Source organism: Micromonospora sp. NPDC048999 (assembly GCF_040649295.1).
Lineage (GTDB): Bacteria > Actinomycetota > Actinomycetes > Mycobacteriales > Micromonosporaceae > Micromonospora.
The window spans coordinates 15,472-42,220 of the sequence record NZ_JBEZFI010000018.1 but is presented as its reverse complement, the minus strand read 5'-3'; the positions used below and the strand labels follow the sequence as shown (position 1 = coordinate 42,220).

Here is a 26,749-nt window from a genome sequence, read left to right as displayed (position 1 = left end):
GAAGGCGGGGTCAGCAGCCGATGACCCAGTAGTTGGGGGCGGTCTGCTGGAGGGTGCTGGTGTAGAAGGTGTTGTAGAGGCCCATCTTCTGGTTGCTGCCCATCGCGTACGCGTAGCCGAGGGACTGGTACGCCCGGCCGGCGGCCACGTGCGCGTAGTTGCTGGCGGTGACGCAGACCGGCGGGGCCGTCGGCGACGAGGAGGGCGACGGGGACGCGGTCGGGGTCGGGCTGGGCGAGGAGCCGCCGCCGTCGAGGCCGAAGAAGAGCGCGTCCCGGTACGTCGAGCAGATGGTGTCCAGGAAGTACGCGGTCGCGGTGCCGCACTGGTCGATGCCCGAGCCCGGGTGGACCGGGGTGCCGTGGCCCATCCCGGAGACCCGGTAGACCCGGACCTGGTCGTTGCCGTACACCTCCAGGCTGGTGCCGCCGGGAAGCGAGGCGGTGCTGCTCGGGGTCTGCGAGCCACCGAGCACGTTGGTCCACTGGTCGCGGGACTCGGTGGCGTTGGCCACCGCCACCGTGTAGTCGCTGGTGCCGTGCCAGATCGCGACCCGGGGCCGGGGGCCGGCGTACCCGGGGTAGGCGTTGCGGACCAGGTCGCCCCACTGCGCCGGGGTCTTGTCCACCCCCGGGGTCATACAGCTGTAGGCGGTGGTGGTGCTGGTGGCGCAGCGGTAGGCGATGCCGGCGATGACCGAGCCGGCGGCGAAGACGTCCGGGTAGGTGGCGAGCATGACCGCGCTCATCGCACCACCCGCGGAGAGGCCGCTGACGTACACCCGGCTGGCGTCGGTGCCGTAGTTGGTCTTCGCGTAGTCGACCATCTGCTTGATCGACAGCGCCTCGCCCTGGCCGCGTGTGGTGTCCCCGGTCTCGAACCAGTTGAAGCAGGTGCTGGAGTTGTTGGCCGAGGACTGCTGGGGCACGATCAGCGCGAACTTCCACAGGTCGGCGTACTTCTGCCAGCCGGAGTTGGTGAAGTAGCCGGAGGCATTCTGGGCGCAGCCGTGCAGCAGCACCACGGCCGGCGCGTTGGCCGGCAGGCCGTCCGGGCGGTACGCGTACATGGCGAGGTTGCCCGGGTTGGAGCCGAAGCCGGTGACCTGGGTGAGCGTGGCGGCCTGGGCGGGCAGGGCGGCGATGAGCACGGCGGCGGCGGCCAGCACGACCCCGGCCGCCGCCCCGGCGAGGCGGGTGAGGATGGATGAGGAGCGGCGCACGGCGACCTCCTGAGAGACGAATTATGAACTCTGTCACCCGAAATTTGCCGCGACGTTACGTCCGCGCCTCGTCGCCCGACATGGTCGCCGTGCACACATTCACGGGTGCCGAAGTGTGCTGCCGGCTGGGCGGGCGAAGGTTTCGTGTCTGACCGGCGTGTCCCAGTAAGGTTGGTAACGTCCGCTGCGTGCCGTTCTCCCCGTCCGTGTCCACCGGCCCGTCGCCCGCGCCCGATTCCCGGAACTGGCGCGCCGACCTGGTCGTGGTGCTCGCCGCGACGGCGCTCGCGGTCTGGGTGACCAGCGGGATGTGGTGGAGCCCGAACACCCGCGCGATCACCGTCAACTCCAGCGACCAGGCGCTCTTCGAGTGGCTGCTGGCCTTCGGCGGCCACGCGGTCACCCACGGCGAGAACCCGTTCTTCACCCACCTGATCAACGTCCCCGACGGGGTGAACCTCGCGGTCAACACCTCGATCACCGTGTACGCGGTGGTCTTCGCGCCGCTGACGTACCTGATCGGGCCACCCGCGACGTTCCTGGTGATCCTCACCCTCAACCTCGTCGCCACCGCGGTGGCCTGGTACTGGCTGCTCAGCCGATACCTGGTGCGCGGCCGGCTGGCCGCCGGGGTGGGGGCGCTGTTCATCGGCTACTGCCCGGCGATGGTCTCGCACGCCAACGCCCACCTGAACTGGACCGCCGGCTGGCTGGTGCCGCTACTGATCTGGGGCGTGTTCCGGCTGCGCCGCCCCGGCCGCGCGGTACGCGGCGGGATCGTGCTCGGCCTGCTGGTGGCGCTCGCCTTCTCGATCGCCGCCGAGGGGCTCTTCTTCACCACCCTGGCCGTCGCCCTCTTCCTGGTGCTGTGGGCGGTGCACCCGAGCCGGTGGGCCGAGGCACGCGCCGCGCTGCCCAGCTTCGCCGGCGGGGTGGGGGTGGCCGCCGTGGTGGGCGGGGCGCTGCTGGCGTACCCGCTGTGGCTGCACTTCGCCGGGCCGCAGCGCTTCCACGGCACCGGCTTCGACCCGCTCATCCACTCCGAGGACATCGCCGCGTACGGGTCGTACCCGAGCCGCTCCCTGGCGGGCTGGGCCGGGCTGGACACCAAGCTGGCGCCCAACCCGACCGAGGAGAACTCGTTCTTCGGCATCCCCCTGCTGCTGCTCGCCGTGGCCTGCTTCGGGCTGCTCTGGTGGCGCGCCGAGCGGGCGTTCCGGGCCACCCTCACCGCGCTCGGCGTGACCGCGGTGGTCTTCGCGGTGCTGTCCTGGGGGCCACGGGCCCGGTGGAACGGCCGGCGGACCGGCCAACTCCTCCCGTTCGGGATGCTGGACAACCTGCCGGTGATCAACGCGGCGCTGCCCTCCCGGCTGGCGCTGGTGGTCGCACCGGTGATCGGGCTGCTGCTGGCGTACACCGTCGACCGGCTGCGCGCCCGGCCGCCCCGGCACCGCGCCACCACCGCGGCCTGGGCGCTCGGCTTCACCGCCGCGCTGCTGCCGCTGCTGCCCATCCCGCTGCTGACCATCGCGCGGGAACCGATTCCACTGTTCATCACCAGCGGCCACTGGCGGCAGTACGTCTCCCCCGGCGGGGTGCTCACCCCGCTGCCGCTGACCGTCGACGTCACCCCCGACGGGCAGCGCTGGCAGGCGTACGCCCTGGCCCACCGGCAGGGCGAGTTCCCGATCCCGGCCGGGTTCTTCCTCGGCCCGGGCGGGCCGGGGGGCCGGGGCCGGATCGGGCCGGTGCCGCGGACCTTCGACTCGCTGATGGACCAGGCCGGGCGGACCGGGCTGCCTGCGATCGTCACCGACGGCAGCATCCGCGAGTCCCTGGCGGACCTGCACCACTGGCGGGTCGAGATCGTGGTCCTGGCCGACCGGGTGCACGGCGCCAAGTACGCCATCCATGAGGATGCCGTACGCCGCACCGCCACCGCCCTGCTCGGCGAACCCGAGCGGGTGGACGACGTCTGGCTGTGGCGGGTCCCGCCGGCCTGACGCGACGAGGCTCACGGCGCGCGCCGGCAGGTGGCGGGACTAGGCTGGACGGGTGAGCGTGACGACTTCCGGGCTGACCGCCGTCCGTGCCGGTGTGCTCGACTACCAGGCCGCGTGGGACGAGCAGCGCCGGCTGCACGAGGCCGTGGTGGCCGGCGAGCAGGGCGACACCGTGCTGTTGCTGGAGCACCCCAGCGTGTACACCGCTGGCAAGCGGACCGAGCCGTGGGACCGCCCGATGGACGGCACCCCGGTGATCGACGTGGACCGCGGCGGCAAGATCACCTGGCACGGGCCGGGGCAACTCGTCGGCTACCCGATCCTCAAGCTGCCCGACCCGGTGGACGTGGTCGCGTACGTCCGGCGCACCGAGCAGCTGCTGATCGACGTCTGCGCCGAGTTCGGGCTGACCGCCGGCCGGGTCGAGGGGCGCAGCGGCGTCTGGGTGCCGGAGGACGACCGAGGGCCGGCCCGCAAGGTCGCGGCGATCGGCATCCGGGTGGCCCGGGGTGTCACCCTGCACGGCTTCTCGATCAACTGTGACTGCGACCTGACCTACTTCGACCGGATCGTGCCGTGCGGCATCCGGGACGCCGGCACCACCTCACTCACCGCTGAGCTGGGCCGCCCGGTCACCGTCGCCGACGTGCTCGCGGTGGTCGAGCGCCACCTGCCGACCCTGGTCCGGGTCGAGGACTGACCGGGTGCGGATCGACCTCGTCACCCTCGTCGTCGCCGAGTACGACCCGGCGATCATGTTCTTCACCGAGGTGCTCGGCTTCGAGCTGGTCGAGGACAAGCCGTCCCTGACCAACGACGGCCGGCCGAAGCGCTGGGTGGTGGTCCGGCCGCCCGGCGGCGGGACCGGGCTGCTGCTGGCCCGCGCCGACGGAGAGCGGCAGGAGGCGGTGGTGGGTGACCAGGCCGCCGGCCGGGTCGGCTTCTTCCTCCAGGTCGACGACTTCGACGCCACCTACCGTCGGATGGTCGAGGCGAAGGTCGAGTTCGTGAAGCCGCCGCGCACCGAGCCGTACGGCCGGGTCGCCGTCTTCCGCGACCTCGCCGGCAACCTGTGGGACCTCCTCGGCTCCGCCTGAGGCACCGGCGGCCCGCCACCGGGCCGCCGGGTCACCGCTCCGGCTCCTGCCCACCACCGGCGATCCTGCTCCGCAGCCACGGTTCGCAGAGCACGATCGCGCCGCCGATGATGGCGCCGATCACCGTTTCCACTCCCCGGTCGAAGAGGAGCTGTCCGGCTGGGCGGGGAGCCGCGAGCTGGCCCATCAGCAGCGCCATCGGGGTGATGAACAGCAGCGCCAGTCCGTAGTTGCGCCCCACCAGGAGTTCGGTGACGATCTGCAGCCCCGCCACGACGAGCACGGTGGCGTACGGCGACAGGTGGGGCGCCAGCAGCAGCGCGCTGGTGAGCAGCCCGAGCAGCGTGCCGAGGATCCGCTGCGCGGCGCGGGTGAGCTGGGCGGTGACGCCCTCGGCGCTCAGCGGGGCGACCGCCGCCACCATCGCCCAGTACGGGTGGCCGATACCGACCGCGGTCGCCGTGCCGCCCGCCAGCACCACGGCGAGGGCGTAGCGCACCGGCTGCCACGTCCACACGTGCGCCAGCCGGGCCGGCCGGCTCCGCTGCCCCTGCTGCCTCTCCTGCCGCCGTAGGACGCTGCCCGCGTTGCCGACCAGCAGCGCGAACAGGCTGCTGAGCCCGGCTACGGTGGCGGCGACCGGCACGTCCGAGAGCAGGTGCGGGGCCGAGGCGACCGCACCGAACGCGAAGATGAGGAACAGGGGCCCCGGCGGGTGCCAGTCCTGCGCGGCGGCGAGCACCGTTCCCAGCGCCGTGACGGCCGCGGTGACCGGCACCGCGACCCACGCCCGCGCCTGGAGTGAACCGACCAGCACCCCGAGGACGATCGACGCGGTGAGCGTCGCCCCGGCGCTCGCCTGCATCGCCGCCCGGGACAGGTGCACATGGTTGCGCCCGTAGAGCGAGGTGAACGCCCCGAAGACCGCGTACACGGACCAGCCGGGGTGGCCGACCGCCAACACCGTGAGCAACGGGACCAGCACGCTGATCCCGGCCCGCGCCGCGATCCGGTGGGCGCCCCGCCCCGGACGGACGTGCAACACGCCCCGCAGCGCCGCCCGCACCTGCTCGCCCATCCCGTCCTTCATACCGCGCCCGGCCTGCAAGGAGGGGCCCCTTGTCGACACCCGTCTGTTGACAAGTGGCCCCTCCTACCCTCAAGGCGTGAGGCGGTGCAGGTCGCGGGGGAAGGCGGTCACCTCCCGGACGTTGGCCGCGCCGGTGAGCCGAGCGACGAAACGTTCCAGCCCAATGGCGAAGCCCCCGTGCGGCGGCATGCCGTGCCGGAACGCGTCGACGTAGCCGGCGTACGGCTCGACCGGCTCGCCGCGGGCGGCCAGGGCGGCAAGGTAGTCCTCGTGCCGGTGGAGCCGTTGCCCGCCGGTGACCAGCTCCAGGCCGCGAAACAGCAGGTCGAAACCGTTGGAGTACGCCGACCGGGCCGGGTCCGGATGGGTGTAGAACGGCCGCTTGGCCATCGGGTAGCCGGTGACGAAGAGGAAGTCGCTGCCGTGCTCGACGCGGGCCCACTCGCCCAGCGCCCGCTCGTGCGCGGGCGCGAGGTCGGGCTCGTCGGCGGGTGCCCCGGCGATCGCCAGCGCCTCGGTAAAGTGCACGGCCGGGATCTCGGCGGGCACCTCGGGCGCCGCGACGTCGAGCGTGGCGAGCGCACCGGCGGCCCGGTCGCGGACCGCGTCGAGCATTCCGGCGAGGACGTCACGCAGCACCCGCATCACGTCGCGGTGGTCGGCGATGAAGCCCAGCTCAACGTCGAGCGAGGTGTACTGGGCCAGGTGCCGGACGGTGTCGTGCGGCTCGGCCCGGAACACCGGCCCCACCTCGTACACCCGCTCGAAGACGCCAACCATGAGCTGCTTGTAGAACTGCGGCGACTGGGCCAGGTAGGCGGGCCGGCCGAACCAGTCCAGCGCGAAGACGTTCGCCCCGCTCTCGGTGGACGAGGCGACCACCTTCGGGGTGTGGATCTCCATGAAGCCGCGGGCGTCCAGGGCGGCCCGGAAGCCGGCCACCGACGCCGCCGAAATCCGCAGCGCGGCCGAGCGGGTCGGGTGGCGCAGCGCGGTCGGGGCGTGGTCGAGCTGGGTGGGCAGGGTGGCGGTGAGCTCCGGCCGGTACAGGTCGAACGGCGGCGGTACGGCAGGCGAACCGAGCGGTCGTACGGTCGGCTCGGTGAGCTCGACCCCGGCGGGGGCCGTGTCGTTCGCGACCACTCCGGCCGTGACCTCGACGACGGTCTCCTCGGTGAGCTTCTCCACGGCGGCGCGCACGGCCGGGTCGGTGACCACCACCTGGGCCAGCCCGGCGGCGTCCCGGACGATCAGGAAGGCCACCGACTTGAGCAGCCGGCGGCGGTGCACCCAGCCGGCGATCCGGACGGTCGTGCCGACATGGGGGCTGAGCTGAGAGGACAGGATGCGTTGCATGGTGGGTTACCTCCTCGATCGAATCGCAACGCGATCCCCGGGAGGTGTGGGCGAGCGGGATCCTCGCGGTGCCACCACGCCTTCGCCCCCGCCGGAGCGGGAAGCCTCATTCGTCGCCCGTGACGGGGGCCAGCCGGCGGGCTCTACTGGGCGCGGACGCTGTTCTTCCCGCAGCTCGGGAGGGTCTTCACGCGCCGGTGCCAGACCGCCTTCCAGCAACCGGCGGCTCTCTGCACTGGCGGATCGGCGCGCTACTCGGCTCCGTCGCAGCTTTGCCGGGGAGCCTAACAACCCGTTCCGGGCCGTGTGACGCCTTTTTTCGCCGCTGGTGTCCGTTGTCACAGTGTCTGGGGCGTGACGGCGGTCGCCCGACGTTCATCGCCCCCCACCGTCCGGCGTAGGCTCGGATTCGTGACGATCGAGCACTCCACGTCGACGACCCCGCAGGCCAGCCGCACCACCGCCGTGGCACCCGAGGGGCGGCGGCTGCTGCGGATCGAGGCGCGCAACGCCGAGACGCCGATCGAGCGCAAGCCGCCGTGGATCAAGGTCAAGGCCAAGATGGGGCCGGAGTACACCCAGCTGCGCGGGCTGGTCTCGCGCGAGGGGCTGCACACGGTCTGCCAGGAGGCCGGCTGCCCCAACATCTACGAGTGCTGGGAAGACCGGGAGGCCACCTTCCTCATCGGCGGCGACCAGTGCACCCGGCGCTGCGACTTCTGCCAGATCGACACCGGCAAGCCGGCCGAGTTCGATGCCGACGAGCCCCGTCGGGTCGCCGAGTCGGTCGCCGCGATGGGGCTGCGCTACGCCACCATCACCGGCGTCGCCCGTGACGACCTGCCCGACGGCGGCGCCTGGCTCTACGCCGAGACGGTCCGGCAGATCCACGCCCTCCAGTCCGGCTGCGGCGTCGAGTTGCTGATCCCCGACTTCAACGCGGTGCCGGAGCAGCTCGCCGAGGTGTTCGGCGCCCGTCCCGAGGTGCTGGCGCACAACGTGGAGACCGTGCCGCGGATCTTCAAGCGGATCCGCCCGGCGTTCCGCTACGAGCGCTCCCTCGATGTCATCCGCCAGGCCCGTGCCGTCGGCCTGGTCACCAAGAGCAACCTGATCCTCGGCATGGGCGAGGAGCGCGCCGAGGTCTCCCAGGCGCTGCGCGACCTGCACGAGGCCGGCTGCGAGCTGATCACCATCACGCAGTACCTGCGCCCCTCCCCCCGGCACCACCCGGTGACCCGCTGGGTCAAGCCGGAGGAGTTCGTCGAGCTGCGGGAGGAGGCCGAGGAGATCGGCTTCGCCGGCGTGATGAGCGGCCCGCTGGTCCGCTCGTCGTACCGCGCGGGGCGGCTCTATCAGCAGGCGCTGGAGGCCCGGGGCGGCGTTCCCGCCACCGCCTGAGCTGAACGCCGCCCGGGGGCCGTGACCGGCACCTGATCACGGGCACACCCGACCAGCATCGTTACACCCTCCGCCAGGGCCCGTTACACCCTCGGTGAGAACCTGTGCCGGTTGGGGTGCGTTCGCGATATACCGGGCGCGGCGGCGAGTGCCGCTGCCCACGGCGCTGACCGCGCTGGCCCTGCTGGCCGGGGTCGGGTATCGGCTGTGGCTGCTGCGGTACGACGTGCCGCCGACCAACAGCGACGAGGCCACCATGGGGCTGGCCGCGCTGCACATCGCGCAGGGGCGGCACCTGCCGGTCTGGTTCTACGGCCAGTCGTACATGGGGACGCTGGAGGCTTACCTGGCCGCCCCGTTGATCTCCGTGGCCGGGCCGTCGCTGCTCGCGCTGCGGCTGCCCACCCTCGCGCTGTACGCGCTGTTCCTCGCCCTGTCCTGGCGGCTCACCCGCCGGCTCGGCGGAGATCCCTGGTACGCCCTGGCGGTCGTCGGCCTCCTCGCGCTCGGCTCGGACCGGGTCGTGAAGAACCAGCTCATCGCCGGGGGCGGCTACCCCGAGCTGGCCCCGGCCGGGGTGGCGCTCGCCCTGCTCACGGTGCGGCTGTGCACCAGCGGGTCGGGAGCCCGGCTGCCCCGCTGGGCGGCCTGGGGGCTGGTCGCCGGGCTGATGCTCTGGGTCGACCCGCTGCTGCTGCCGTACCTGTTGGGGACCGGCGCGGTGCTGGTGGCCCGGCGGCGGCGGGAGCTGGCCGGGCGGGCGGGCGTGATCGTCATGGTCGCCCTGCTGCTCGGCGCGGCACCGATGCTGTTGGACAGCCTCGGACACGGCCGCAACCCGCTCGCCGCGGTCCTGACCGCCAGCGGCGCGGACGCGGCGGCGAGCTGGGGCGACCGGGTGTACGGCGGCCTGGTGCTCGGGCCGCCACTCGGCATGGGCTTCTGCTCACCGAGCCACTGCGCCGGCTGGCAGCTCTGGTGGTCCCTCGCATTCCCGGTCCTGCTGCTCCTCGCCGCGCTGTCCGCCTGGCGCACCCTCCGCACCCCGACTCCCCCCGCCCCCGCCCGGCCCCCCACACCCGCCCGGCCCCCCACACCACCGCTACCCAAGCCCTCCCCGCCCCCCACACCACCGCTACCCCCACCCGCCCCCGCGCTACCGCACCCGGCACCGCGGTCGTCGGTGATGGCCCCCGCAGATCTTGGAGAGTTGCCGTTCGTACCGCGCGGCAACTCTCCAAGATCTGCCCAGCTCGCGGACGGGGACGAGCGGCGGGTGTCGGCGACGGTGCGGTTGGCGCTGCTGGCCGGGGCGGCGGCGGTGCTGGCGGCGTACACGGCGAGCAACGCGGCCGGGCAGACGCCGGTGGAGAGCGCCCGTTACCTGTCCTGCCTGGCGGTGGCCACGCCCGCCCTGCTCTGGCCGCTGTGGCGCGCCGCGGCTCGGGCCTTCCCACGCGGGGACCGGCGGGCGGTGACGGCGGCGCGCAGCGTCGCGGCGGCCGTCGGCGGCGCTCGGCCGGTCGGCGTGGTGGCGGTCGCCGTACTCGCCGCCACATTCGGCACGGCGGCGGTGGCCACCGGCGCCGCGATCCGCACCGTGCCGGCCGTGCACGCCGAGGCCGAGCGGCACCGGGCGCTCGTCCACACCCTCGACGAGCTGGGCGTACGGCACGTGCGCGGCGGCTACTGGACCTGCAACCGGCTCACCTTCGCCACCCGAGAGCAGGTGGTCTGCGCGGTGGTGGACGACGCGCTGCGCCCCGGCTTCGACCGCCTGCCGGCCTACCGGCACGCCGTGGCGGCCGACCCGGACGCGGCCTGGATCGCGCGGGACGGGTCGCGGTTGGCCACCCGGCTCGACCGGCGGCTCGGCCCCGGCCCGGGCAACCTCGACGTGGTCACCGTCCCGGGCTGGCGGATCTACCTACCCCGCCCCTGACCATGTCAGCGGGGAGTGGGGTCGAGCAGGCCGAGTCGGTGGGCCAGCGCGGCGGCCTCCACCCGGTTGCGTACGGCGTGGTGCCGCCGGCTCAGCCAGCCGCGCGAGTCGCGGCGGGGCAGCGACCGGACGAGCCGGTCGCGGCCCCTTACTTGGGCACCTCAGGGCCTGATGACGACGTAAGGTACTCAGCCGCGCGGCGGAGGGACCGGCCACGGATCAACGCGGCGCGGAGCGACCACTACACTTTGCGGCATGGCAAAGCCCCAGGAGAAGATCTCGTTCGGCCAGCGGCTGAAGCAAATCGGGATGGTGTTCCAATTCACCGCCAAGCAGGACCGGTGGTTCGCGCCGCTGGCTGCGGCTGCGGTGCTGATCCCGCTCGCGCTCACCGTGGTCGCGGTCATTCTCTGGGGTTGGATCTGGCTGCCGATCGGCATCCTGTTCACCCTGCTCGCCGTGCTGGTCGTGCTCAACCTGCGGTCCAACAAGGCGATGATGAACGCCGCCGAGGGGCAGCCCGGCGCGGCGGCGCAGATCATCGAGAGCATGCGCGGCGACTGGCGGGTCACCCCGGCCGTCAGCTCCACCACCCAGATGGACATGGTGCACCTGGTGCTCGGCCGCCCCGGCGTGATCCTGCTGGCCGAGGGGAACCCGCAGCGCGTACGCGGCCTGCTCGGTCAGGAGAAGCGCCGGCTGGCCAAGGTGATCGGTTCCGCCCCGCTGCACGACTACGTGATCGGCCAGGGCGAGGGCGAGCTGTCCGTCCGCAAGCTGCGGATGACCCTGATGCGGCTGCCCCGCACCCTCTCCCCCAAGGACGTCAACGCGCTCGACAAGCGGCTGAAGGCGCTCACCGCCCGCCCGCAGCTGCCGAAGGGCGCGATCCCGAAGAACATGCGCCCGCCGCGGGGCGCGTTCCGCCAGGCCCGCGGCCGCTGACCTTTGGCTGTAAGGAGGGGCCCCTGTTAACAGGGGCCCCTCCTTACACCTCAGCGGGGGGCGGCGGCGATGACCGCACCGGTGAGGCGGTCGTGCAGGCCGCGACGGTGCTCGTCCATGATCAGGGCGGGTACGACCAGGACGAGCAGCACGCCGCGCAGCAGCGCGCGGACCAGCCCGATCCGGCCGCCGTCCGACCAGGCCAGGCAGCGGATCCGCGTGATGTACATGCCTGGGGTCTGGGCGAAGAGGCCGAGGAAGAAGGCGTACTCGACGACCAGCACCACCACCGGGGGCCAACCGTCCCGGGCCGGGTTGGCGAAGAGGTTGGCAGCCAGCAGGCAGAGCACCCAGTCGATGACCAGCGCGCCGAACCGGCGGCCGAGGCTGGGGGGCGTGAAGGTGGGGTCCGTCGCGGGCGGCACCGGCACGGTGGCGGTAGTGGTCACAGCGGTCAAGGGTAGTCACGTCCGCGCCGGGGCCGTTGGCACCGCGGCGGGCAGGGGTGTCGGTCACTGCTCGGGTACGCCGGTTCGGCACCGATCGAGGAATCGGACAAAAGAATCAACCAGGGCCACCCGGCCGCAGGACGCACCGCCCGAAGGCGGGTTGACGGTGCCCGAGCGGGGTAGATGACGCTCCGCGAGGGACGTAACACAGCGGAAACAGCGGAGACACGGCCGGGCAACCCCACCGCCATACCGTCGCCAGGAGCCAGCCACCACCAGTGAGCCCGCCAGGGAGGACACGTGTTCGCCAATCCCGAGGAACTCCTGCGATACCTCAAGAACGAGGACGTGAAGTTCGTCGACGTACGTTTCTGTGACCTGCCCGGCGTGATGCAGCACTTCAACCTGCCGGTCGAGTCGTTCGACGACAGCGTCTTCACCGACGGCCTCGCGTTCGACGGTTCGTCGATCCGCGGCTTCCAGGCGATCCACGAGTCGGACATGCTCCTGCTCCCGGACGTCACCACCGCCTTCATCGACCCGTTCCGCGTGCACAAGACCCTCGCGCTCAACTTCTTCATCCACGACCCGTTCACCCGGGAGGCCTACTCCCGTGACCCGCGCAACGTGGCGAAGAAGGCCGAGGCGTACCTGGCCGCGAGCGGCATCGCCGACACCGCGTACTTCGGCGCCGAGGCGGAGTTCTACATCTTCGACTCCATCCGCCACGAGACGTCCGCGAACCGGTCGTTCTACTACATCGACTCGGTCGAGGGCGCCTGGAACACCGGCCGCGAGGAGGAGGGCGGCAACCGCGGCTACAAGACCCCGTACAAGGGTGGTTACTTCCCGGTGGCGCCGGTCGACCACTTCGCCGACCTGCGCGACAAGATCGTCCGCCGGCTGGTGGATCAGGGCTTCGTCGTGGAGCGCTCGCACCACGAGGTCGGCACCGCCGGCCAGTCGGAGATCAACTACCGGTTCTCCACCCTGCTGCACGCCGCCGACCAGATGCAGCTGTTCAAGTACGTCGTGAAGAACGAGGTCTGGGCCGACGGCAGGACCGCGACCTTCATGCCGAAACCGCTCTTCGGCGACAACGGCTCGGGCATGCACACCCACCAGAGCCTCTGGCTGGGCGGCGAGCCGCTGTTCTACGACGAGACCGGGTACGCCGGCCTGTCCGACCTGGCCCGCTGGTACATCGGCGGCCTGCTGCACCACGCGCCGTCGCTGCTGGCCTTCACCAACCCCACGGTCAACTCGTTCCGCCGCCTGGTGCCGGGCTTCGAGGCGCCGGTCAACCTGGTCTACTCGCAGCGCAACCGCTCCGCCTGCACCCGTATCCCGGTCACCGGCAGCAACGCCAAGGCCAAGCGGGTCGAGTTCCGGGTACCGGACCCGTCCAGCAACCCGTACCTCGCCTTCTCCGCGATGCTGATGGCCGGCCTGGACGGCATCAAGAACAAGATCGAGCCGCCGGCGCCGATCGACAAGGACCTGTACGACCTGCCGCCGGAGGAGTGGGGCGACGTCAAGCAGGTCCCGGGCTCGCTGCCGGAGGTGCTCGACGCGCTCGAGGCCGACCACGACTACCTGCTCGACGGCGGTGTGTTCACGCCCGACCTGATCTCCACCTGGGTGGAGTGGAAGCGGACCAACGAGGTCGACCCGGTGCGCCTGCGCCCGACCCCGCACGAGTTCGCGATGTACTTCGACTGCTGAGTCTCGACAGACGGCCGGGCCGGCTCCGCGACAGCGGGCCGGCCCGGCCGTTCGCGTACGCCCTCAGCGGGCGCGTCGGGCCAGAGCCACCCGCAGTGCCCGGATCAGCACCGCCACGACCAGCGCGGTCATCAGGATCGCCCCCGGCGCCTTGGTGAACCGGGCCAGATTGGCGCCGTCCGGCAGGGCGAGGCAGGAGGCCACCGCGCAGGGCGCCACGAACCAGACGGTCCGGGCCACCGACACCGTCACCACCGCGAGCACCGCCAGCGGCCAGGTCGCGTACCAGGGGTGGAAGACCGGGGCGAGCAGCACCGTGGCGGCCAGTGCCAGGCCCGCCCCGGTCAGCGTCACCCGGGGCCGGGCCGCGCCCAGCCGGGCGAGCCGCTGCCGGACGTCGCCCAGCCGGCGCAGCGCCGTCCAGGCTCGCCACCAGAGCGCCACCACCAGCATCGCGAGCAGCGCCAGCGCGACCACCCGGACCACCGGTACGGCCTGCGGCTCCCGGCCGAACAGGATGCCGACGTAGTTGATCACGAAGCCGACGGCGGTCGGCGGCGAGGTCCACTGCTGCGACTCGCCGCTGTGCGACAGGGCACCCACCCAGCCCAGGCCCAGCCCGGTGGCCAGCGAGGTGACCACCAGCGCCGCCACCACTCCCCCGGCCAGCCAGCCGGCGTCCCTCAACAGGGCCCGCACGGTGTAGCGGCCCAGCACCGCGGCGAGCGCGGCGAACGGGAGCACCACCACCGCGAACGCCTTCACCGCCACCGCCAGCCCCAGCAGCACCCCGGCCACCAGCAGCGCCCGCGGTCTGCCGGGCCGGCGCACCAGCACCAGCAGGCCGAGCAGGAGCAGGCCGAGCCCGACCGCGTCGTTGTGCGCGCCGGCCACCAGGTGCACCCCGATGAGCGGGCAGGCAAGCGCCAGCCAGGCCGCCCGCCGGGTCGGCACCCCGACCGCGCGGGCCAGCCCGGGCAGGCAGAGCGCGGCCAGCAGCACCCCGGCCAGCGAGATCACCCGCAGCAGCACGATCGTCCCGGTCAGGCCGCCCCCGAACACCACCGCCGCGCCCGCCAGCAGGACGAAGAACGGCCCGTACGGCGCCGGAGTGTCCCGCCAGATCGGCGACACCGCGTCGGTCCACGGGCAGCCGGCGGCGGCCACCCCGACCCGGTACGGGTCGATGCCGTGCGTCCACGTCCAGCCCTGGCAGGCGTACGAGTAGACGTCCCGGCTGCCCATCGGCGGCGCGGCCAGCAGCGGCAGCAGCCAGAGCCCGGCGGTCAGGTACGCCCACCGGGTCGACGGCGCGCCCCAGCGCAGCGACCACCAGGCGCCCACCAGCAGGACCGTGCCGGCCAGCCAGCAGCCGAGGGCCGCCGGCCCGTGCGGGGCCCGCCAGATGTCGAGGAGGCTGCTGTTGGCGGACGCGCCGGGCAGCGCCCCGCCCAGCCAGCCGGCGACGGCCAGCAGCACGGCCCCGGTGAGGCCGGCGTAGCGGACGAGAGCGGGGGCGACGGGCCGGACCGGCCCGTCGCGCTCACTCACCGACGATTTTTCCTCAGTCGACGGGGACCGGTTGACGGGCGGGCCGATCCGACCGTGGACGGGCGGCACGAGCCGACCGTACCAACCAAACCGCCACCACCATCACCAACAGGGTCATCAACGGCGCGCCGGGCATCTTGCTGTATCGGGGCAAACCGGTGCCATCTGGCAGGACCATGAACAAAGAGACCAGCGCGACCAGCGAGAACCAGCCGGTCCGCCGGGAGGTCGCGGCGAGCACGACCAGCGGCCAGGTCCAGTACCAGGGGTGAAACAGTGGGGAGAGCGCCACCGTCGCGGCCAGCGCCAGGCCGGCGTGCCAGAGCGGCTCCCGGTGGCGGGCTCGCCACCAGAGCCAGAGCAGCAGCACCGCCAGCACCAGCATCCCGAGCGCCCGGGTAGCCGGCAGTGCGTCCACGTGCGCGCCGAAGATCCGTGCGAGGTAGCCGACGGTCTGCCCGACCGCGGTCGGCGGCGAACTCCACGCGACCACCAGCCCGCCCTGCTCCAACCCGCTGATGAAACCGAGGCCGAGGCCTGCGGCCAGGGCTGCCCCGACCAGCGCGGTCAACGCCCCGCCGACCACCCACCCGCCGTCGCGGACCAGCGCCCGGATCCGGTACGGCCCGACGATCGCGGCCAGCGCCGCGAAGGGCACCACGACCAGCGCGGTGACCTTGATCGCGGCGGCCAGCCCGAGCAGCAGCCCGCCGCCGAGCAGCAGCAGCCGGCGGCCCGGCCGGGCGGCCACCACCGCCAGCCCGGCGGCGAGCAGGCCCACCATGATCGCGTCGTTGTGGGCACCGCCGATCAGGTGCACGGGCACCAGCGGGCAGGCGAGCGCCAGCCAGAGCGCCCGCTGCGGTGGCACCCCGCAGCGACGGGCCAGCACCGGCACGGCGACGGCCGTCAGCGCCACCCCGGCCACCGCCAGCGCCCGGAACAGCACGATGCTGGCGAAGAGCGACCCGGCGGTGGTCACGATCGCCCCGCTGATCATCACGAACAGCGGACCGTACGGTGCCGGGGTGTCCCGCCAGATGTAGGAGATGGTGTCCAGCCACGGGCAGGGCAGGGCGGAGACGCCCTGTTCGTAGGGGTTGATTCCGGCGGAGTAGCTGATGCCCTGGCAGGAGTAGGCGTAGGCGTCACGGCTGCCCAGTGGCGGGCTGATGAGCATCGGCAGCAGCCAGAGGCCGATCGTGACCAGTACCCAGCGCGTCGACGGCACCCGGTCGCGCAGCGACCACCAGGCCCAGCCCAGCAAGGCGGTGCCGACCAGCCAGACACCGATGATCAATGGCCCGTTCGGGCCCTGCCAGATGGTGACCGGAGTGGGGCGCAGGTTCCCGTGCGGCAGCGCGCCGCCGAGGAAGGCGGCCATGGCGAGCAGCACCGAGCCCGCCAGGCCGATCCAACGCGAGAGGTGGTGAGGCACGTCAGACATGCTGCCAGTACCGTGAGTCGCGTTCAGGAGGTGGGCATGCGGGGCGGTCGGGTGGTGGCGGTGTGCGCCGCGTCCGCATTCGCCCTCAGTGTGCTTCAACTCACGCTGCCCGCGACCGGTTCGGACCTGTCCGCCCAGGTGGCCCGCGCCGGCTTCTTCGCCGCCCACGGGCCGGCGCCGGTCGACCTGAGCTGGTACGGCGGCGTCCATCCGTGGGGCTACAGCCTCCTCTCGCCGCCGCTGATGGCCCTGCTCGGGGTGCGCCTCACCGGCGCGCTCACGCTGCTCGCCGCGGCAACCGCGTTCGCGGCGCTGCTGGTCCGTGCCCGGGTGCCCCGGCCCCTGCTCGGCGGCCTGGTCGGCGTGCTCACCATCGCCGGCAACCTGGTCTCCGGCCGGGTGACGTACGCCCTCGGGGTCGCCTTCGGGCTGGCCGCGCTGCTCGCGCTCACCCTGCCGGCCGGGCCGGGCCGGCGCGCCGGGTGGCGACGCGGGGCGCTGGCCGGCCTGGCGGCCCTGCTCGCCTCGGCGGCCAGCCCGGTGGCCGGGCTCTTCGTCGGCCTGGCCGGCGTCGCGCTGCTGCTCACCCGCCGGTACGCCGACGGCCTGCTGCTCGCCGCGCCCGCCGCCGCGCCGCTGGCGGTGACCGGGCTGCTCTTCGGCGAGGGCGGCTGGATGAACATCAGCCGCACCGACACCGTGCACGCGGTGGTGACCAGCCTGCTGGTGGCCGCGCTGGTGGCGTACCGGCCGGTACGGGTGGGTGCGCTGCTGTCGGCGGCCGGGGTGCTGGCCGCGGCGCTGCTGCACACCCCGGTCGGGCTGAACGCCACCCGCCTGGTGGTGATGTTCGCCCTGCCCGTGCTGGCGGCCACCGCCCAACCTCCCCGGTGGCTGACCGACCGCCTGCCGAGGCGGGCGGCCCGGCGACGGACCGTCGGCGCGCTCACGCTGTCCGTGCTGCTGGCGGCGGTGTGCTGGTGGCAGCCGCCCGTGGTCGCCGCCGACCTGCGGAGCGCGAGCGACCCCACCGCCGACCCGGCATTCTTCGCGCCGCTCCGCGCCGAGCTGGCCCGGCGCGGGCTGACCGGCCGGGTGGAGGTGCCACCGACCCGCAACTACTGGGAGGCGGCCCACCTCGGCGAGGCGCCGCTGGCCCGGGGCTGGCTACGGCAGGCCGACATCGCCCGCAACCCGCTCTTCTTCACCACCGTCCCGGGCGCCACCGGCACCGGCGTGCCGCTCACCACGGCGAGCTACCGCGCCTGGCTGGCCGACAACGCGGTGCAGTACGTCGCCGTCCCCGACGCCGAACTGTCCTGGGTCGGTCGGCCCGAGGCCGAGCTGGTCGCGGCCGGCCTGCCGTACCTCACCGAGGTCTGGTCGGACCCGCACTGGCGGCTGTACGCGGTGACCGACCCGACTCCGCTGGTGGGCGCCCCCGGCGAACTGGTCCGGCAGGACGCCGCCTCGGTGACCTTCCGCGTCCCCGGCCCCGCCACGGTGCGGGTCCGGGTCCGCCACGACCGCTGGCTGACCGTCACCGGCGGCGCCACGCTCGCCCCCGACGGCGAGTGGACGGCGGTGACCGTGCCGCGTGCCGGCACGTACACCCTGGGCAGCTGACGCCGGAACATCGGGCCGTAGCCGGGTGAGTGAAGCAGCCTCGCGCCAGGAGAGGCATGCCTTGACGCCGCCTTTGGAGCTGACGTCGCAAACGACTCAGCCTGCGGCAGCCGGGGTGAATCGTTTACGCCATCAGCTCGAAAGGACCTCACTGAACATCACCCGCCCAACGCCGTCCGGCGCACCGAATCCGCTCGGCCCACCGCTGGCCGACGGGTCAGAGCCGTCAGGCCGGGGCGTCCAGCACCCGCTCCATGGCGGCACGGGAGCGCCGGCCGGTGCGTAGGTAGTCGTCGAGGAACTCGCCCGGGTCGTCGCGGCCGAGCAGGCGCACCACCCCGGCCAGCTCCACCCCGTGCCGGGGCAGCTGATCCCCGGCCCGGCCGCGGATCAGCATCAGCGCGTTGCGGACCTGCGCCGCGAGGGTCCAGCCGACGGCCATCGCCGCCGCATCGTCGGGCTCGACCAGGTCGGCGTCGCGGGCGGCGGCGAGGGCGTCGAGGGTACGCGTGCCGCGCAGCTCGGGCAGCCGGTCGGCGTGCTGGAGCTGGAGCAACTGCACCGCCCACTCGACGTCGGCGAGGCCACCCCGGCCGAGCTTGGTGTGGGTGGCCGGGTCGGCGCCCCGAGGCAGCCGCTCGGTCTCCACCCGGGCCTTGATCCGACGGATCTCCACCACCTGTTCGCGGGTCAGCCCGCCGGCCGGGTACCGGACCGGATCGATCACCGCCTCGAATTCGGCGCCCAGGTCGGCGTCCCCGCACACGAAGCGCGCCCGCAGCAGCGCCTGCGCCTCCCACACCTTCGACCAGCGGAGGTAGTACTGGGCGTACGCGGCGAGGCTGCGGACCAGCGGGCCCTGCCGGCCCTCGGGGCGCAGGTCGGCGTCGACTCCGAGCGGCGGGTCGGGGGCCGGTGCGGAGAGCAGCCGGCGCAGCTCCTCGGCGATCGCGTGGGCCGCCGCGCCGGCCGCTCTCTCGTCTCCGCCGGGCGGCGGGTCGTAGACGAAGAGCACGTCGGCGTCGGAGAGGTAGTTGGACTCGTAGCCGCCGAGCCGGCCCATACCGATCACCGCGAACCGCAGCCCGGGCGGCGCCGGCCGGACGGCCCGAGCGGTCCGCAGCGCGGCGGCCAGCGTGGCGTCGGCGACGTCGGAAAGGGCGGTGCCGACGACGGTCACGTCGGCGAGGCCCGGGGCGGGGGCGAGCGACCCGGCCCGGCTCAGCACGTCGGCGCAGGCGAGACGGACCAGCTCCCGCCGGCGCAGCGCGCGGACCGCCCGGATGGCCTCGACCGGGTCGGCGTGCCGGGCCGCCGCGGCGGTGAAGCCCTCGCAGAGCACGCTACGGCCCCGCGGGGTCAGCTCGACGTCCTCGGCCAGCAGCCGCAGCGCCTCCGGCTCGCGGGCCAGCAGGTCGGCGGCGTACCGGGAGGAGGAGAGCACCCGGGCCAGCCGGCGGGCGACCGGACCGGTGTCCCGGAGCAGCCGCAGGTACCAGGGGGTGCTGCCCAGCTTCTCGGAGACCTGCCGGTAGTTGAGCAGCCCCCGGTCGGGTTCTGGGGCGTCGGCGAACTCGCTGAGCAGCACCGGCAGCAGGGTGCGCTGGATCGCGGCGGTCCGGCTCACCCCGCCGGTGAGGGCCTGGAGGTGGCGCAGCGCGCCGGCCGGGTCGGCGAAGCCGAGGATCTCCAGCCGGTGCCGGGCCGCCTCCGGGGTGAGCCGCAGCCCCTCGGCGGGCACCCGGGCCACCGACTCCAGCAGCGGCCGGTAGAGCAGCTTCGCGTGCAGTCGGCGTACCTCGGTGGCGTGCGCGACCCACTCGGCGCGGAACTCCTCGACGGCGTTGCGGCCCGGCGTGGCCTGGTAGCTGAGCGCGGCGGCCAGCCAGCGCAGCGCGGCCGGTTCGGTCGGCACGGTGTGGGTACGGCGCAGGCCCTGGAGCTGGAGCCGGTGCTCGACGCCGCGCAGGAAGCGGTAGCCGCTCAGCAGCGCCTCCCCGTCGGCCCGGCCGACGTAGCCGCCGGCGACCAGGGCACGCAACGCGGGAATGGTGCCCGGCGCCCGCAGCGACTCGTCGCCCCGGCCGTGCACGAGCTGGAGCAACTGGACCGCGAACTCGATGTCACGCAGCCCGCCCGGACCGCGCTTGATCTCGCGTTCCAGCTCCTTCGGCGGGATGTTGTCGATGATCTTCCGACGCATCGCCCGGACGTCCTCGACCGCCTCCGGCCGTTCCGCGGCGGTCCACACCAGCGGCGCGAGCGCCCCCATCCACTCCCGGGCGAGGTCCAGGTCACCGGCCGCCGGCCGGGCCTTCAGCAGCGCCTGAAACTCCCAGGTGCGGGCCCAGCGGCGGTAGTAGGCCAGGTGACTGGCGAGGGTACGCACCAGCGGCCCGCGGTTGCCCTCCGGCCGCAGCGCGGCGTCGACCGGCCAGGCGACCAGCCCGCAGATGTGGATCAGCCGGGTGGCGACCAGCGTCGCGGCGGGCAGGTCGTCGTCGGAGGCGGCGACGAAGATGACGTCCACGTCGGAGACGTAGTTCAGCTCCTCCCCGCCGCACTTGCCCATCGCCACCACGGCCAGCCGGGGCCGGGGGGTGCCCTTCGGCAGCTCGTCCACGGCGAGCTCGTACGCGGCGGCGAGGGTGACGTCGGCGAGCCCGGAGAGCGCCGTCATGGTCTGCTCCAGCCCGCACCCGCCGGTCAGGTCCGCCGCCGCGATCCGCAGCAGCGCCAGCCGGTACGCCTGCCGCAGCACCGGGACCGCGTCGGTGGCGGGGGTCAGCCGGGCGGCGACGACCAGGTCCAGCCGGCCGTCGGCGGCCGGCGCGAGCCCGTCCGGATCGGTGGCCAGCACCGTCCACTGGGCCGGGTTGGCGACCAGGTGGTCGCCGAGCGCGGCGGAGGCGCCGAGCACCGCGACCAGACGCCGGCGCAGCCCGGGGTCGGCGGCCAGGGCGTCGAGCACCGGCGGCTGGTCCGCGGTGCGGCGTTCCGCCTCGACGAGGCGGTGCAGCTGGCGCAGCGCCAGGTCCGGGTCGGCGGCCCGGGAGAGGGCGGACAGCAGCTCGGCGGCCCGTTCGTCGGCGGGCTCCTGGGTGTCCGGCCGCCACAGGCCGAGCCCGTCCGGGCCGAGCAGGTCGGCGGCCCGCGCCCGGCCGTCGCCTTCGGCGAAGCCGTACCGGGCGAGCCGTCCCCTGCTCGGTCGGGTCATCTCAGTGGCCGAGCAACGGCAGGCTGCGGCGGGAGGTGTCGTCCAGCTCGCCGAGGGCGAGGGCGGCGAACCGGACCGCGAACGGCTGCCACACCTCCTCGACGTCGACCATCACCCGGTCGCAGGCGGCCACCACCAGCTCCGGGTCGTAGCCCAGCTCGGCCAGGAGCGTCGAGTCGCGGGCCCAGTCGGCGATCATCGCGGTGTCGCACTCGATGTGGAACTGCAGCCCCCAGGCCCGGTCACCGAGGCGGAACGCCTGATGCGGGTGGCGGGTGGAGGCGGCGAGCAGGGTGGCCCCGTGCGGCAGCTCGGTGATCTCGTCGGCGTGCCACTGGAACACGTCCGGCATCAGCGGCACGTACCGGAAGAGCGGGTCGGTGTCGGCGGCGTCCCGCTTGCCCACGACGGTGGGCCCGACCTCCGGCCCGGACGGGCTCCGCTCGACCTCCCCGGCGTGGGCGGTGGCCAGCAGTTGCGCCCCGAGGCAGACCCCGAGGGTGGGGATCCGCTGCCGGACCGCCTTGCGCAGCAGCCCCTCCAGGGCGGGGAACCAGGGCGCGCCGGGGCTGCCGTCGGGCAGCGGGTACGCCTGCTGCTCGCCGCCGAGCACCACCAGCGCGGCGTACCCGTCGAGGTCGGCGGGGAGCTCGTCGCCGGCGTGCGGGCGCAGCACCCGCAGCTCGACACCCCCCTCGGTGAGCCACTCCCCCAGTCGGCGGAGGTCGTCGGTCGGGTCGTTCTCGATCACCAGCGCGGTCGCCACGACGTCGAGGCTATCGGGTGTGCCGGTGGACGCCAGGACGGGCTCACTAGGCTCCCTTCGTGGCCACCGACGACTGCCTGCGCCCACCGGTCCTGCGTCCCGGCGACACGGTGATGCTGGTGTCACCCTCCGGTCCGACGCGGCCGGAACGGGTGGCCCGCGGCATCGAGCTGCTGACCGGCTGGGGGTTGCGCCCGGTGCTGGCACCGAACGCGTACGCCCGGCGGGGCTACCTGGCCGGCGAGGACGAGCTGCGGGCGGCCGACCTGAACACCGCCCTCGCCGACCCGGCGGTACGCGGGGTGATCTGCACCCGGGGCGGCTACGGCGCGCAGCGGGTGGTCGACCTGATCGACATGGCGGTGGTCCGCCGGGACCCGAAGGTGGTGGCCGGGTTCTCCGACATCACCGCCCTGCAGTTCGCGCTCTGGCGGGGCGCCCGGCTGGCCAGCGTGCACGGCCCGGGGGCGGCGTGGCTGGACGATCGCACCCCGCTTCGCTCGGCGGAGTCGCTGCACGCCGCGCTGATGACCACCGAACCGGTCACGGTCGCCGCCGTCGAGGCGGAGGAGACGTATCCGGTCCGGGTGCCCGGCCGGGCCGAGGGCCGGCTGCTCGGCGGCAACCTCTGCCTGATCACCGCCTCGATCGGCACCCCGGACCTGCCGGACCTGGCCGGGGCGGTGCTGCTGATCGAGGAGGTGCAGGAGCCGCCGTACAAGGTCGACCGGATGCTCACCCAGCTGCGCCGGTGCGGCGCCCTGGCCGGGGTCGCCGGGGTGGCGGTGGGCCAGTTCACCGAGTGCGCGGACGGCTGGGACACCACGGTCGCGGACGTGCTGACCGAGCGCCTGGGCGACCTCGGTGTGCCGGTCCTCGGCGGGCTGCCGATCGGCCACGGCGTCGGCCAGCTCACCGTCCCGGTCGGCACCTCCGCGGTCCTGGATGCCACCGCCGGCACGCTGACGGTCTCCCCCGCCGTCAGCTGAAGGTGGCCTGCGTCACCGAAAAACCTCATTCCCGGGCAAAAACCCTCCGAGATTTCCCGGGTTGGTCAGGTTTTTCAGCGGATTTCCAGGGTCGGGAGGGGTTTTCTTCAGGAACCACAGTCACTGTCGGTCACGTCATCGCACCACCACCGATCAGACGGAGGACTGATGTCCCGCATCTCGAAGAAGCACATGCTGGCCGGCCTCGCCGCCGCCGGAGTGCTCAGCGTGGGGATCGCCGCACCCGCGGTGGCGTTCGCGGACGACAAGCCCGCCCCGACGCCGAGCGCGACCAGCACCCAGGCCGATAACCACCAGCGGCCCGACCGGCAGGCGAAGTTCGCCGAGGAGCTCGCCAAGGAACTGGGCGTCTCGACCGACCAGGTGACCGCCGCACTGAAGAAGATCGGCGCCGAGCACAAGGCCGACCGGCCGGAGCGCCCGGCGGGCGCGAACCGGCACGAGAAGCCGCAGGACCGGCAGGAGCTGCGGGCGAAGATGCAGGAGAAGCTGCAGCAGAGACTGGACCAGGCCGTGAAGGACGGCAAGCTCACCCAGGACGAGGCCGACGCCATCGTGAAGGCGGTCAAGTCCGGCGTCTTCCAGGGCCTGGGTGGCGAACACTTCCGCGGCCACTGGGGCCCGGGGGCCAAGTCCGGCAAGTGACCGGGTAGCCCCGCCCGTAGCGCTGCGGACCGCGTCCGCCCTGGCAAGGCCGCCGGGGCGGACGCGGTTCCGTTTCAACGCAGATACGGCCCGTCCGCGCCAATCTTCCCGGGTGCCGGGTTGCCGGGCAGGTCGAGCACGTAGACCCGCAGGTTGCCCCGGCCGCTGACGGCGGCGGTGAGGGTGCCGTTGGTGACCGTCCGCACGTCCCCGGTGACGGCGTCGACGTAGCGGCCGTTGGGTATCCCGCTGAAGGTGGCGCCGCCGGAGACGGTGACCAGCGCGAAGCTGTCCACCGCGCCCTGGGTGAACCGCCGCTTGTACGCCAGGGTGTTCCCGCTGATCCCGTCGGTCGAATACTGCCCCTTCTGCAGGGCGGGAATGGCCCGACGGATCCGGTTGAGCCGCTGCACGTGCTTCGCCAGCGGCTGGCTCAGCGTCGTCGCCACCGCCCCGCTGGCCGAGCCGACCACCCCGAAGTCGGTGGCGGTGACGCTGCCGGCGAGGTGGTCGCCGTAGTAGGCCCGGCCGGTGGTGGCGAGCGGGCAGGTCGGCCCGCAGTCGATCCGGGCCCCCTTCTGAAACTCGATCTCCGAGCCGTAGTAGAGCGTCGGTACGCCCCGGAACGTCCACATCAGGCTCATGTTCTCCGCCCAGGCGTCCGTGCCGCCCGCGTAGCGGGTCGAGGACTTGTTCGGCCCGTAGTCGTGGCTGTCGACGTAGACCACGTTGTACGTGGCGTCGTTGTAGCTGTCGTCGGAGTCCTTGCCGTTGAGGAACGCGTTCGTCGCGTCGCCGAAGTTCATGTGCATCCGCATGTCGATGACGTTCATGCCGGAGAACTTCGCGTGGTCCGGGGCGTGGTAGGCGTTGCCGCGCAGGAAGGCGTTGTCAGTGGTGGGCTGACCGGCCGGGCCGAGGAGTTGCTCGTAGTCGTACTGCTCGATCGCGGCCCGGACGTCGTCCGGGCTGTACTCCTTGCGCTCCTGCCAGGTGAAGAACTGCGCCGAGTGGTTGACCGAGCCGCGGTTCCACTTGTCGTTGACGAACGCGGCGACCTCGCCGAAGACGTAGAAGTCGCGGCCCTTCTCGCCGAACCGGGCGACCGCGTGCTGCTGGATGGCCGGCAGGAAACGCCGGTTCCAGGTGACCCGGGGAATGTGCACCGCGGTGTCGATCCGGAAGCCGTCCACCCCCATGTCGATGTACCGGTTGTACGCGTTGATCAGGTACTGCTGCACGGTGGCGTTCTCGGTGTTGAAGTCGGCCAGGTCCTCGTGCAGCCAGCAACTGCGGGCGTCCTCGCCCTCCCAGTTGCCGATCCAGCACTGGTGGTAGAGATCGGCGGGGAAGAGCTTGCTGGTCGGAATAGGCCACTGACAGTTGTAGATGGTGTAGCCCTCCTGGCTGCGCGCGCCGGTCGGGGTGCCCCAGTTGAGGCACTGGTTGCCGGTCGGCGCGGTCGAGGACCACAGGTCACCGTTGTACGGCCGCCCCTTGGCCTTGGCGTTCTGCGCCGGCGTAAGCGCCGGGTCGTTCCCGGTGGCCTCGACCATCGGGTCGTACTGCCGGCCGGCCTGCGGCTGGTCGTAATACCACTTCCACTGGTCGTCCCGCACGCCGTAGACGGTGGGCACGAAGAGGCCCTTGGCACCCCAGCGGGAGCTGTGGTTGTAGACCACGTCCTGGTAGATCTTGATGCCCTTGGCGTGGGCCTTGTTGATCAGGTCCTGGTAGGACGCGCCGGAGCTCTCCAGGCGCGGGTCGACCCGATAGAAATCCCAGCCGTGGTAGCCGTGGTAGTCGTAGTCGGAACGGTTGAGCACCACCGGGGTGATCCAGATGGCCGAGAAGCCCAGCCCCTTGATGTAGTCCAGCTTGTCGATCAGCCCCTTGAAGTCGCCCCGGAACATCGGGTCGTTGTTGGCCGCGTTGCCCGACGCCACGTGCTGACTGCCGCCCCGGTTGTTGGCGCTGTCGCCGTCGGCGAACCGGGCGGTCATCACGAAGTAGATGCTGTCCTCGCGCGGGTCGCCGCCCAGCGGCGCGCCGCCGGCCGGGGCGTTGCCGGTGGTCGCGGAGGCCGGCGCGCTCGCCGCCGACCGGTTGCCGGCCGCGTCGACCGCCCGCACCGTCCAGGTGTACGTCGTGTTCGGCGCGAGGTCGTAAGCCACGTACCGGGTGGTGGTACTGGTGACCGTGGTGCTGCCGCCGGTGCCCCCGGTGCGGGTCAGCTCGTACCCGGTGACGCCCCGGTCGTCGGTGGCGGCCGTCCAGGTGAGGATGACCGACAGCCCGTCGGCGACCGCGGTGAGCCCGCCCGGTGTCGTGGGCGGCGTGGTGTCCGGGTCGGCCGGGGTGCACGGGTCGACGGCGTTGGCGGTGACCTTCCCGGCGTCGACGGTGCTGCGCCCGGTGCCGATGGTGTAGTCGGCGGTGTTGTTGTTGTCCCAGGTGCCAGCGTTGTTGTTGAACGCGGCGGTCAACCCGGTCGCGGTGCCGAGGTCGACGACCCGGCGCGCCCAACCGGCGCAGACCGTCTCCATGGGCAACCCCGGCACGGCGGTCCACACGCCGCCGTCGGGCCGGTAGTGGATGTTCGCGGTGGTCCAGCCGCGCGGGGTGAGGTGGTACCAGACCTCGGCGGTGTTGCCGGTGCCACCGGCCGCGCAGGGGTCGCCGGCGCCGACCCGCCCGGCGGCGACGGTGACCGTGCCGGTGCCGAGCCTGTAGTTCGCCCCGTTGTTGTTGTCCCAGACGCCGCTGCCGTTGGTGAAGACCACCTGGAGGCCGGTGGCGGCGCCGAGGTCGATGGTCTTGCGCCGCCAGCCGGTGCAGGCGCTGTCCATCGCCACCCCGGGCACCGGGGTCCAGGCCTGGCCGTCGATGCCGTAGTGGATGTTGACCGACGTGCCCCAGGCGGTCGGCGGCTGGTAGTAGACGGTCACGGTGTTGGCCGCGGCGGCAGCGGTGAACGGCAGCAGCGCGGCGACCAGGCCGGCGGCGAGCGCGAGCGCGCCCCACCGGCGTCGGATGGTGGTGGTTGTCCGCCTCATGTGGCTCTCCTGACACCCGCGCCCGCCCGACGGGCGCAAGAGGATGAAGGCGCTGCAAAAACTTACAGCCTTCGATGCCAGGAAGTTACCAGCTTCAATCGCCGGAAACCAGCGATTCACAATCGATGAACACTGATCTTATTGGCGGTGACCATGGAAGGGCTTTCGCCTGTGGAAACCTCTTTCGAGGCTGGTGCG

19 protein-coding genes are annotated in these 26,749 nt (G+C 73.0%); 10 read left to right on the top strand and 9 right to left on the bottom strand.

Translation table 11 applies throughout. The annotated features are described in order from the left end of the window. Positions 1-10 precede the first annotated feature (10 nt). The gene (locus AB0C02_RS19685; protein WP_357549795.1) at positions 11-1,222 is read right to left on the bottom strand and encodes a PHB depolymerase family esterase; all 1,212 of its coding nucleotides are present in this window, start codon (positions 1,220-1,222) and stop codon (positions 11-13) included. Positions 1,223-1,410: 188 nt separating this feature from the next. On the opposite strand from AB0C02_RS19685, the gene AB0C02_RS19680 reads away from it, so the two are divergent. Genes AB0C02_RS19680 through AB0C02_RS19670 form a run of 3 tightly spaced genes read left to right on the top strand, consistent with a single transcriptional unit; the run spans position 1,411 to position 4,325 of the window. After that, positions 1,411-3,228 (top strand): DUF2079 domain-containing protein, encoded by a 1,818-nt coding sequence (locus AB0C02_RS19680; protein ID WP_357549794.1) that lies wholly within the window; start codon positions 1,411-1,413, stop codon positions 3,226-3,228. A 52-nt stretch (positions 3,229-3,280) separates the two neighbouring features. Further along, complete coding sequence (lipB, locus tag AB0C02_RS19675; protein ID WP_357549793.1) at positions 3,281-3,928, top strand: lipoyl(octanoyl) transferase LipB; 648 nt, start codon at positions 3,281-3,283, stop codon at positions 3,926-3,928. 4 nt (positions 3,929-3,932) lie between these two features. Further along, positions 3,933-4,325 carry a VOC family protein gene (locus AB0C02_RS19670; protein WP_357549792.1) on the top strand — a complete coding sequence of 131 codons (393 nt, stop codon included), beginning with the start codon at positions 3,933-3,935 and terminating at the stop codon, positions 4,323-4,325. A gap of 31 nt (positions 4,326-4,356) precedes the next feature. Here the strand turns inward: AB0C02_RS19670 and AB0C02_RS19665 are convergent, their stop codons facing one another. Next, positions 4,357-5,403, bottom strand: coding sequence for an FUSC family protein (locus tag AB0C02_RS19665; RefSeq protein WP_357549791.1), 1,047 nt, complete (start codon positions 5,401-5,403; stop codon positions 4,357-4,359). A gap of 81 nt (positions 5,404-5,484) precedes the next feature. Continuing rightward, on the bottom strand, positions 5,485-6,771 hold the full coding sequence (aspS, locus tag AB0C02_RS19660) for an aspartate--tRNA(Asn) ligase (RefSeq protein WP_357549790.1): 1,287 nt from the start codon (positions 6,769-6,771) through the stop codon (positions 5,485-5,487). 354 nt (positions 6,772-7,125) lie between these two features. Here aspS and lipA point away from each other — a divergent pair, with 354 nt between their 5' ends. The 3 genes from lipA to AB0C02_RS19645 all read left to right on the top strand — a co-directional run bounded on the left by lipA (position 7,126) and on the right by AB0C02_RS19645 (position 11,059). After that, complete coding sequence (gene lipA / locus AB0C02_RS19655; RefSeq protein ID WP_357549789.1) at positions 7,126-8,172, top strand: lipoyl synthase; 1,047 nt, start codon at positions 7,126-7,128, stop codon at positions 8,170-8,172. A 127-nt stretch (positions 8,173-8,299) separates the two neighbouring features. Beyond that, positions 8,300-10,114 (top strand): hypothetical protein, encoded by a 1,815-nt coding sequence (locus AB0C02_RS19650; RefSeq protein ID WP_357549865.1) that lies wholly within the window; start codon positions 8,300-8,302, stop codon positions 10,112-10,114. A gap of 255 nt (positions 10,115-10,369) precedes the next feature. After that, positions 10,370-11,059 (top strand): DUF4191 domain-containing protein, encoded by a 690-nt coding sequence (locus AB0C02_RS19645; protein ID WP_357549788.1) that lies wholly within the window; start codon positions 10,370-10,372, stop codon positions 11,057-11,059. 50 nt (positions 11,060-11,109) lie between these two features. Here AB0C02_RS19645 and AB0C02_RS19640 read toward each other — a convergent pair whose 3' ends face one another. Continuing rightward, positions 11,110-11,490: an RDD family protein gene (locus AB0C02_RS19640; protein ID WP_357549864.1), complete on the bottom strand. Its 381-nt coding sequence runs from the start codon at positions 11,488-11,490 to the stop codon at positions 11,110-11,112. Positions 11,491-11,808: 318 nt separating this feature from the next. On the opposite strand from AB0C02_RS19640, the gene glnA reads away from it, so the two are divergent. Then, on the top strand, positions 11,809-13,233 hold the full coding sequence (glnA, locus tag AB0C02_RS19635) for a type I glutamate--ammonia ligase (RefSeq protein WP_357549787.1): 1,425 nt from the start codon (positions 11,809-11,811) through the stop codon (positions 13,231-13,233). A gap of 63 nt (positions 13,234-13,296) precedes the next feature. On the opposite strand, the gene mptB (AB0C02_RS19630) is transcribed toward glnA, so the two are convergent. Continuing rightward, a complete protein-coding gene (mptB, locus tag AB0C02_RS19630) occupies positions 13,297-14,784 on the bottom strand; it encodes a polyprenol phosphomannose-dependent alpha 1,6 mannosyltransferase MptB (RefSeq protein ID WP_357549786.1) in 1,488 nt (495 codons plus the stop codon). A 13-nt stretch (positions 14,785-14,797) separates the two neighbouring features. Further along, entirely contained in the window at positions 14,798-16,222 is a 1,425-nt protein-coding gene (mptB, locus tag AB0C02_RS19625; RefSeq protein ID WP_357549863.1) for a polyprenol phosphomannose-dependent alpha 1,6 mannosyltransferase MptB, read from the bottom strand. A 45-nt stretch (positions 16,223-16,267) separates the two neighbouring features. On the opposite strand from mptB (AB0C02_RS19625), the gene AB0C02_RS19620 reads away from it, so the two are divergent. Then, positions 16,268-17,857 (top strand): hypothetical protein, encoded by a 1,590-nt coding sequence (locus AB0C02_RS19620; protein ID WP_357549862.1) that lies wholly within the window; start codon positions 16,268-16,270, stop codon positions 17,855-17,857. A gap of 226 nt (positions 17,858-18,083) precedes the next feature. On the opposite strand, the gene AB0C02_RS19615 is transcribed toward AB0C02_RS19620, so the two are convergent. Together AB0C02_RS19615 and AB0C02_RS19610 are read right to left on the bottom strand one after the other, a co-directional pair. Next, the gene (locus AB0C02_RS19615) at positions 18,084-21,074 is read right to left on the bottom strand and encodes a bifunctional [glutamine synthetase] adenylyltransferase/[glutamine synthetase]-adenylyl-L-tyrosine phosphorylase (protein WP_357549785.1); all 2,991 of its coding nucleotides are present in this window, start codon (positions 21,072-21,074) and stop codon (positions 18,084-18,086) included. 1 nt (position 21,075) lies between these two features. Continuing rightward, complete coding sequence (locus AB0C02_RS19610) at positions 21,076-21,840, bottom strand: type 1 glutamine amidotransferase (RefSeq protein ID WP_357549784.1); 765 nt, start codon at positions 21,838-21,840, stop codon at positions 21,076-21,078. Between the two features lie 59 nt (positions 21,841-21,899). Between AB0C02_RS19610 and AB0C02_RS19605 the strand changes: the two genes are divergently transcribed. Both AB0C02_RS19605 and AB0C02_RS19600 read left to right on the top strand, forming a co-directional pair. Then, positions 21,900-22,829: an LD-carboxypeptidase gene (locus AB0C02_RS19605; protein WP_357549783.1), complete on the top strand. Its 930-nt coding sequence runs from the start codon at positions 21,900-21,902 to the stop codon at positions 22,827-22,829. A gap of 168 nt (positions 22,830-22,997) precedes the next feature. Further along, positions 22,998-23,495: a hypothetical protein gene (locus tag AB0C02_RS19600; RefSeq protein ID WP_357549782.1), complete on the top strand. Its 498-nt coding sequence runs from the start codon at positions 22,998-23,000 to the stop codon at positions 23,493-23,495. A 74-nt stretch (positions 23,496-23,569) separates the two neighbouring features. Here AB0C02_RS19600 and AB0C02_RS19595 read toward each other — a convergent pair whose 3' ends face one another. Further along, positions 23,570-26,551 carry a carbohydrate binding domain-containing protein gene (locus AB0C02_RS19595; protein ID WP_357549781.1) on the bottom strand — a complete coding sequence of 994 codons (2,982 nt, stop codon included), beginning with the start codon at positions 26,549-26,551 and terminating at the stop codon, positions 23,570-23,572. Positions 26,552-26,749: the final 198 nt, after the last annotated feature.

Excerpts from the sequence above, each read along its gene's own strand:
- AB0C02_RS19615 (WP_357549785.1), bottom strand. The coding sequence starts at position 21,074 with ATGACCCGACCGAGCAGGGGACGGCTCGCCCGGTACGGCTTCGCCGAA.
- aspS (WP_357549790.1), bottom strand. The coding sequence starts at position 6,771 with ATGCAACGCATCCTGTCCTCTCAGCTCAGCCCCCATGTCGGCACGACC.
- AB0C02_RS19645 (WP_357549788.1), top strand. The coding sequence starts at position 10,370 with ATGGCAAAGCCCCAGGAGAAGATCTCGTTCGGCCAGCGGCTGAAGCAA.
- AB0C02_RS19665 (WP_357549791.1), bottom strand. The coding sequence starts at position 5,403 with ATGGGCGAGCAGGTGCGGGCGGCGCTGCGGGGCGTGTTGCACGTCCGT.
- AB0C02_RS19620 (WP_357549862.1), top strand. The coding sequence starts at position 16,268 with ATGCGGGGCGGTCGGGTGGTGGCGGTGTGCGCCGCGTCCGCATTCGCC.
- AB0C02_RS19600 (WP_357549782.1), top strand. The coding sequence starts at position 22,998 with ATGTCCCGCATCTCGAAGAAGCACATGCTGGCCGGCCTCGCCGCCGCC.
- AB0C02_RS19595 (WP_357549781.1), bottom strand. The coding sequence starts at position 26,551 with ATGAGGCGGACAACCACCACCATCCGACGCCGGTGGGGCGCGCTCGCG.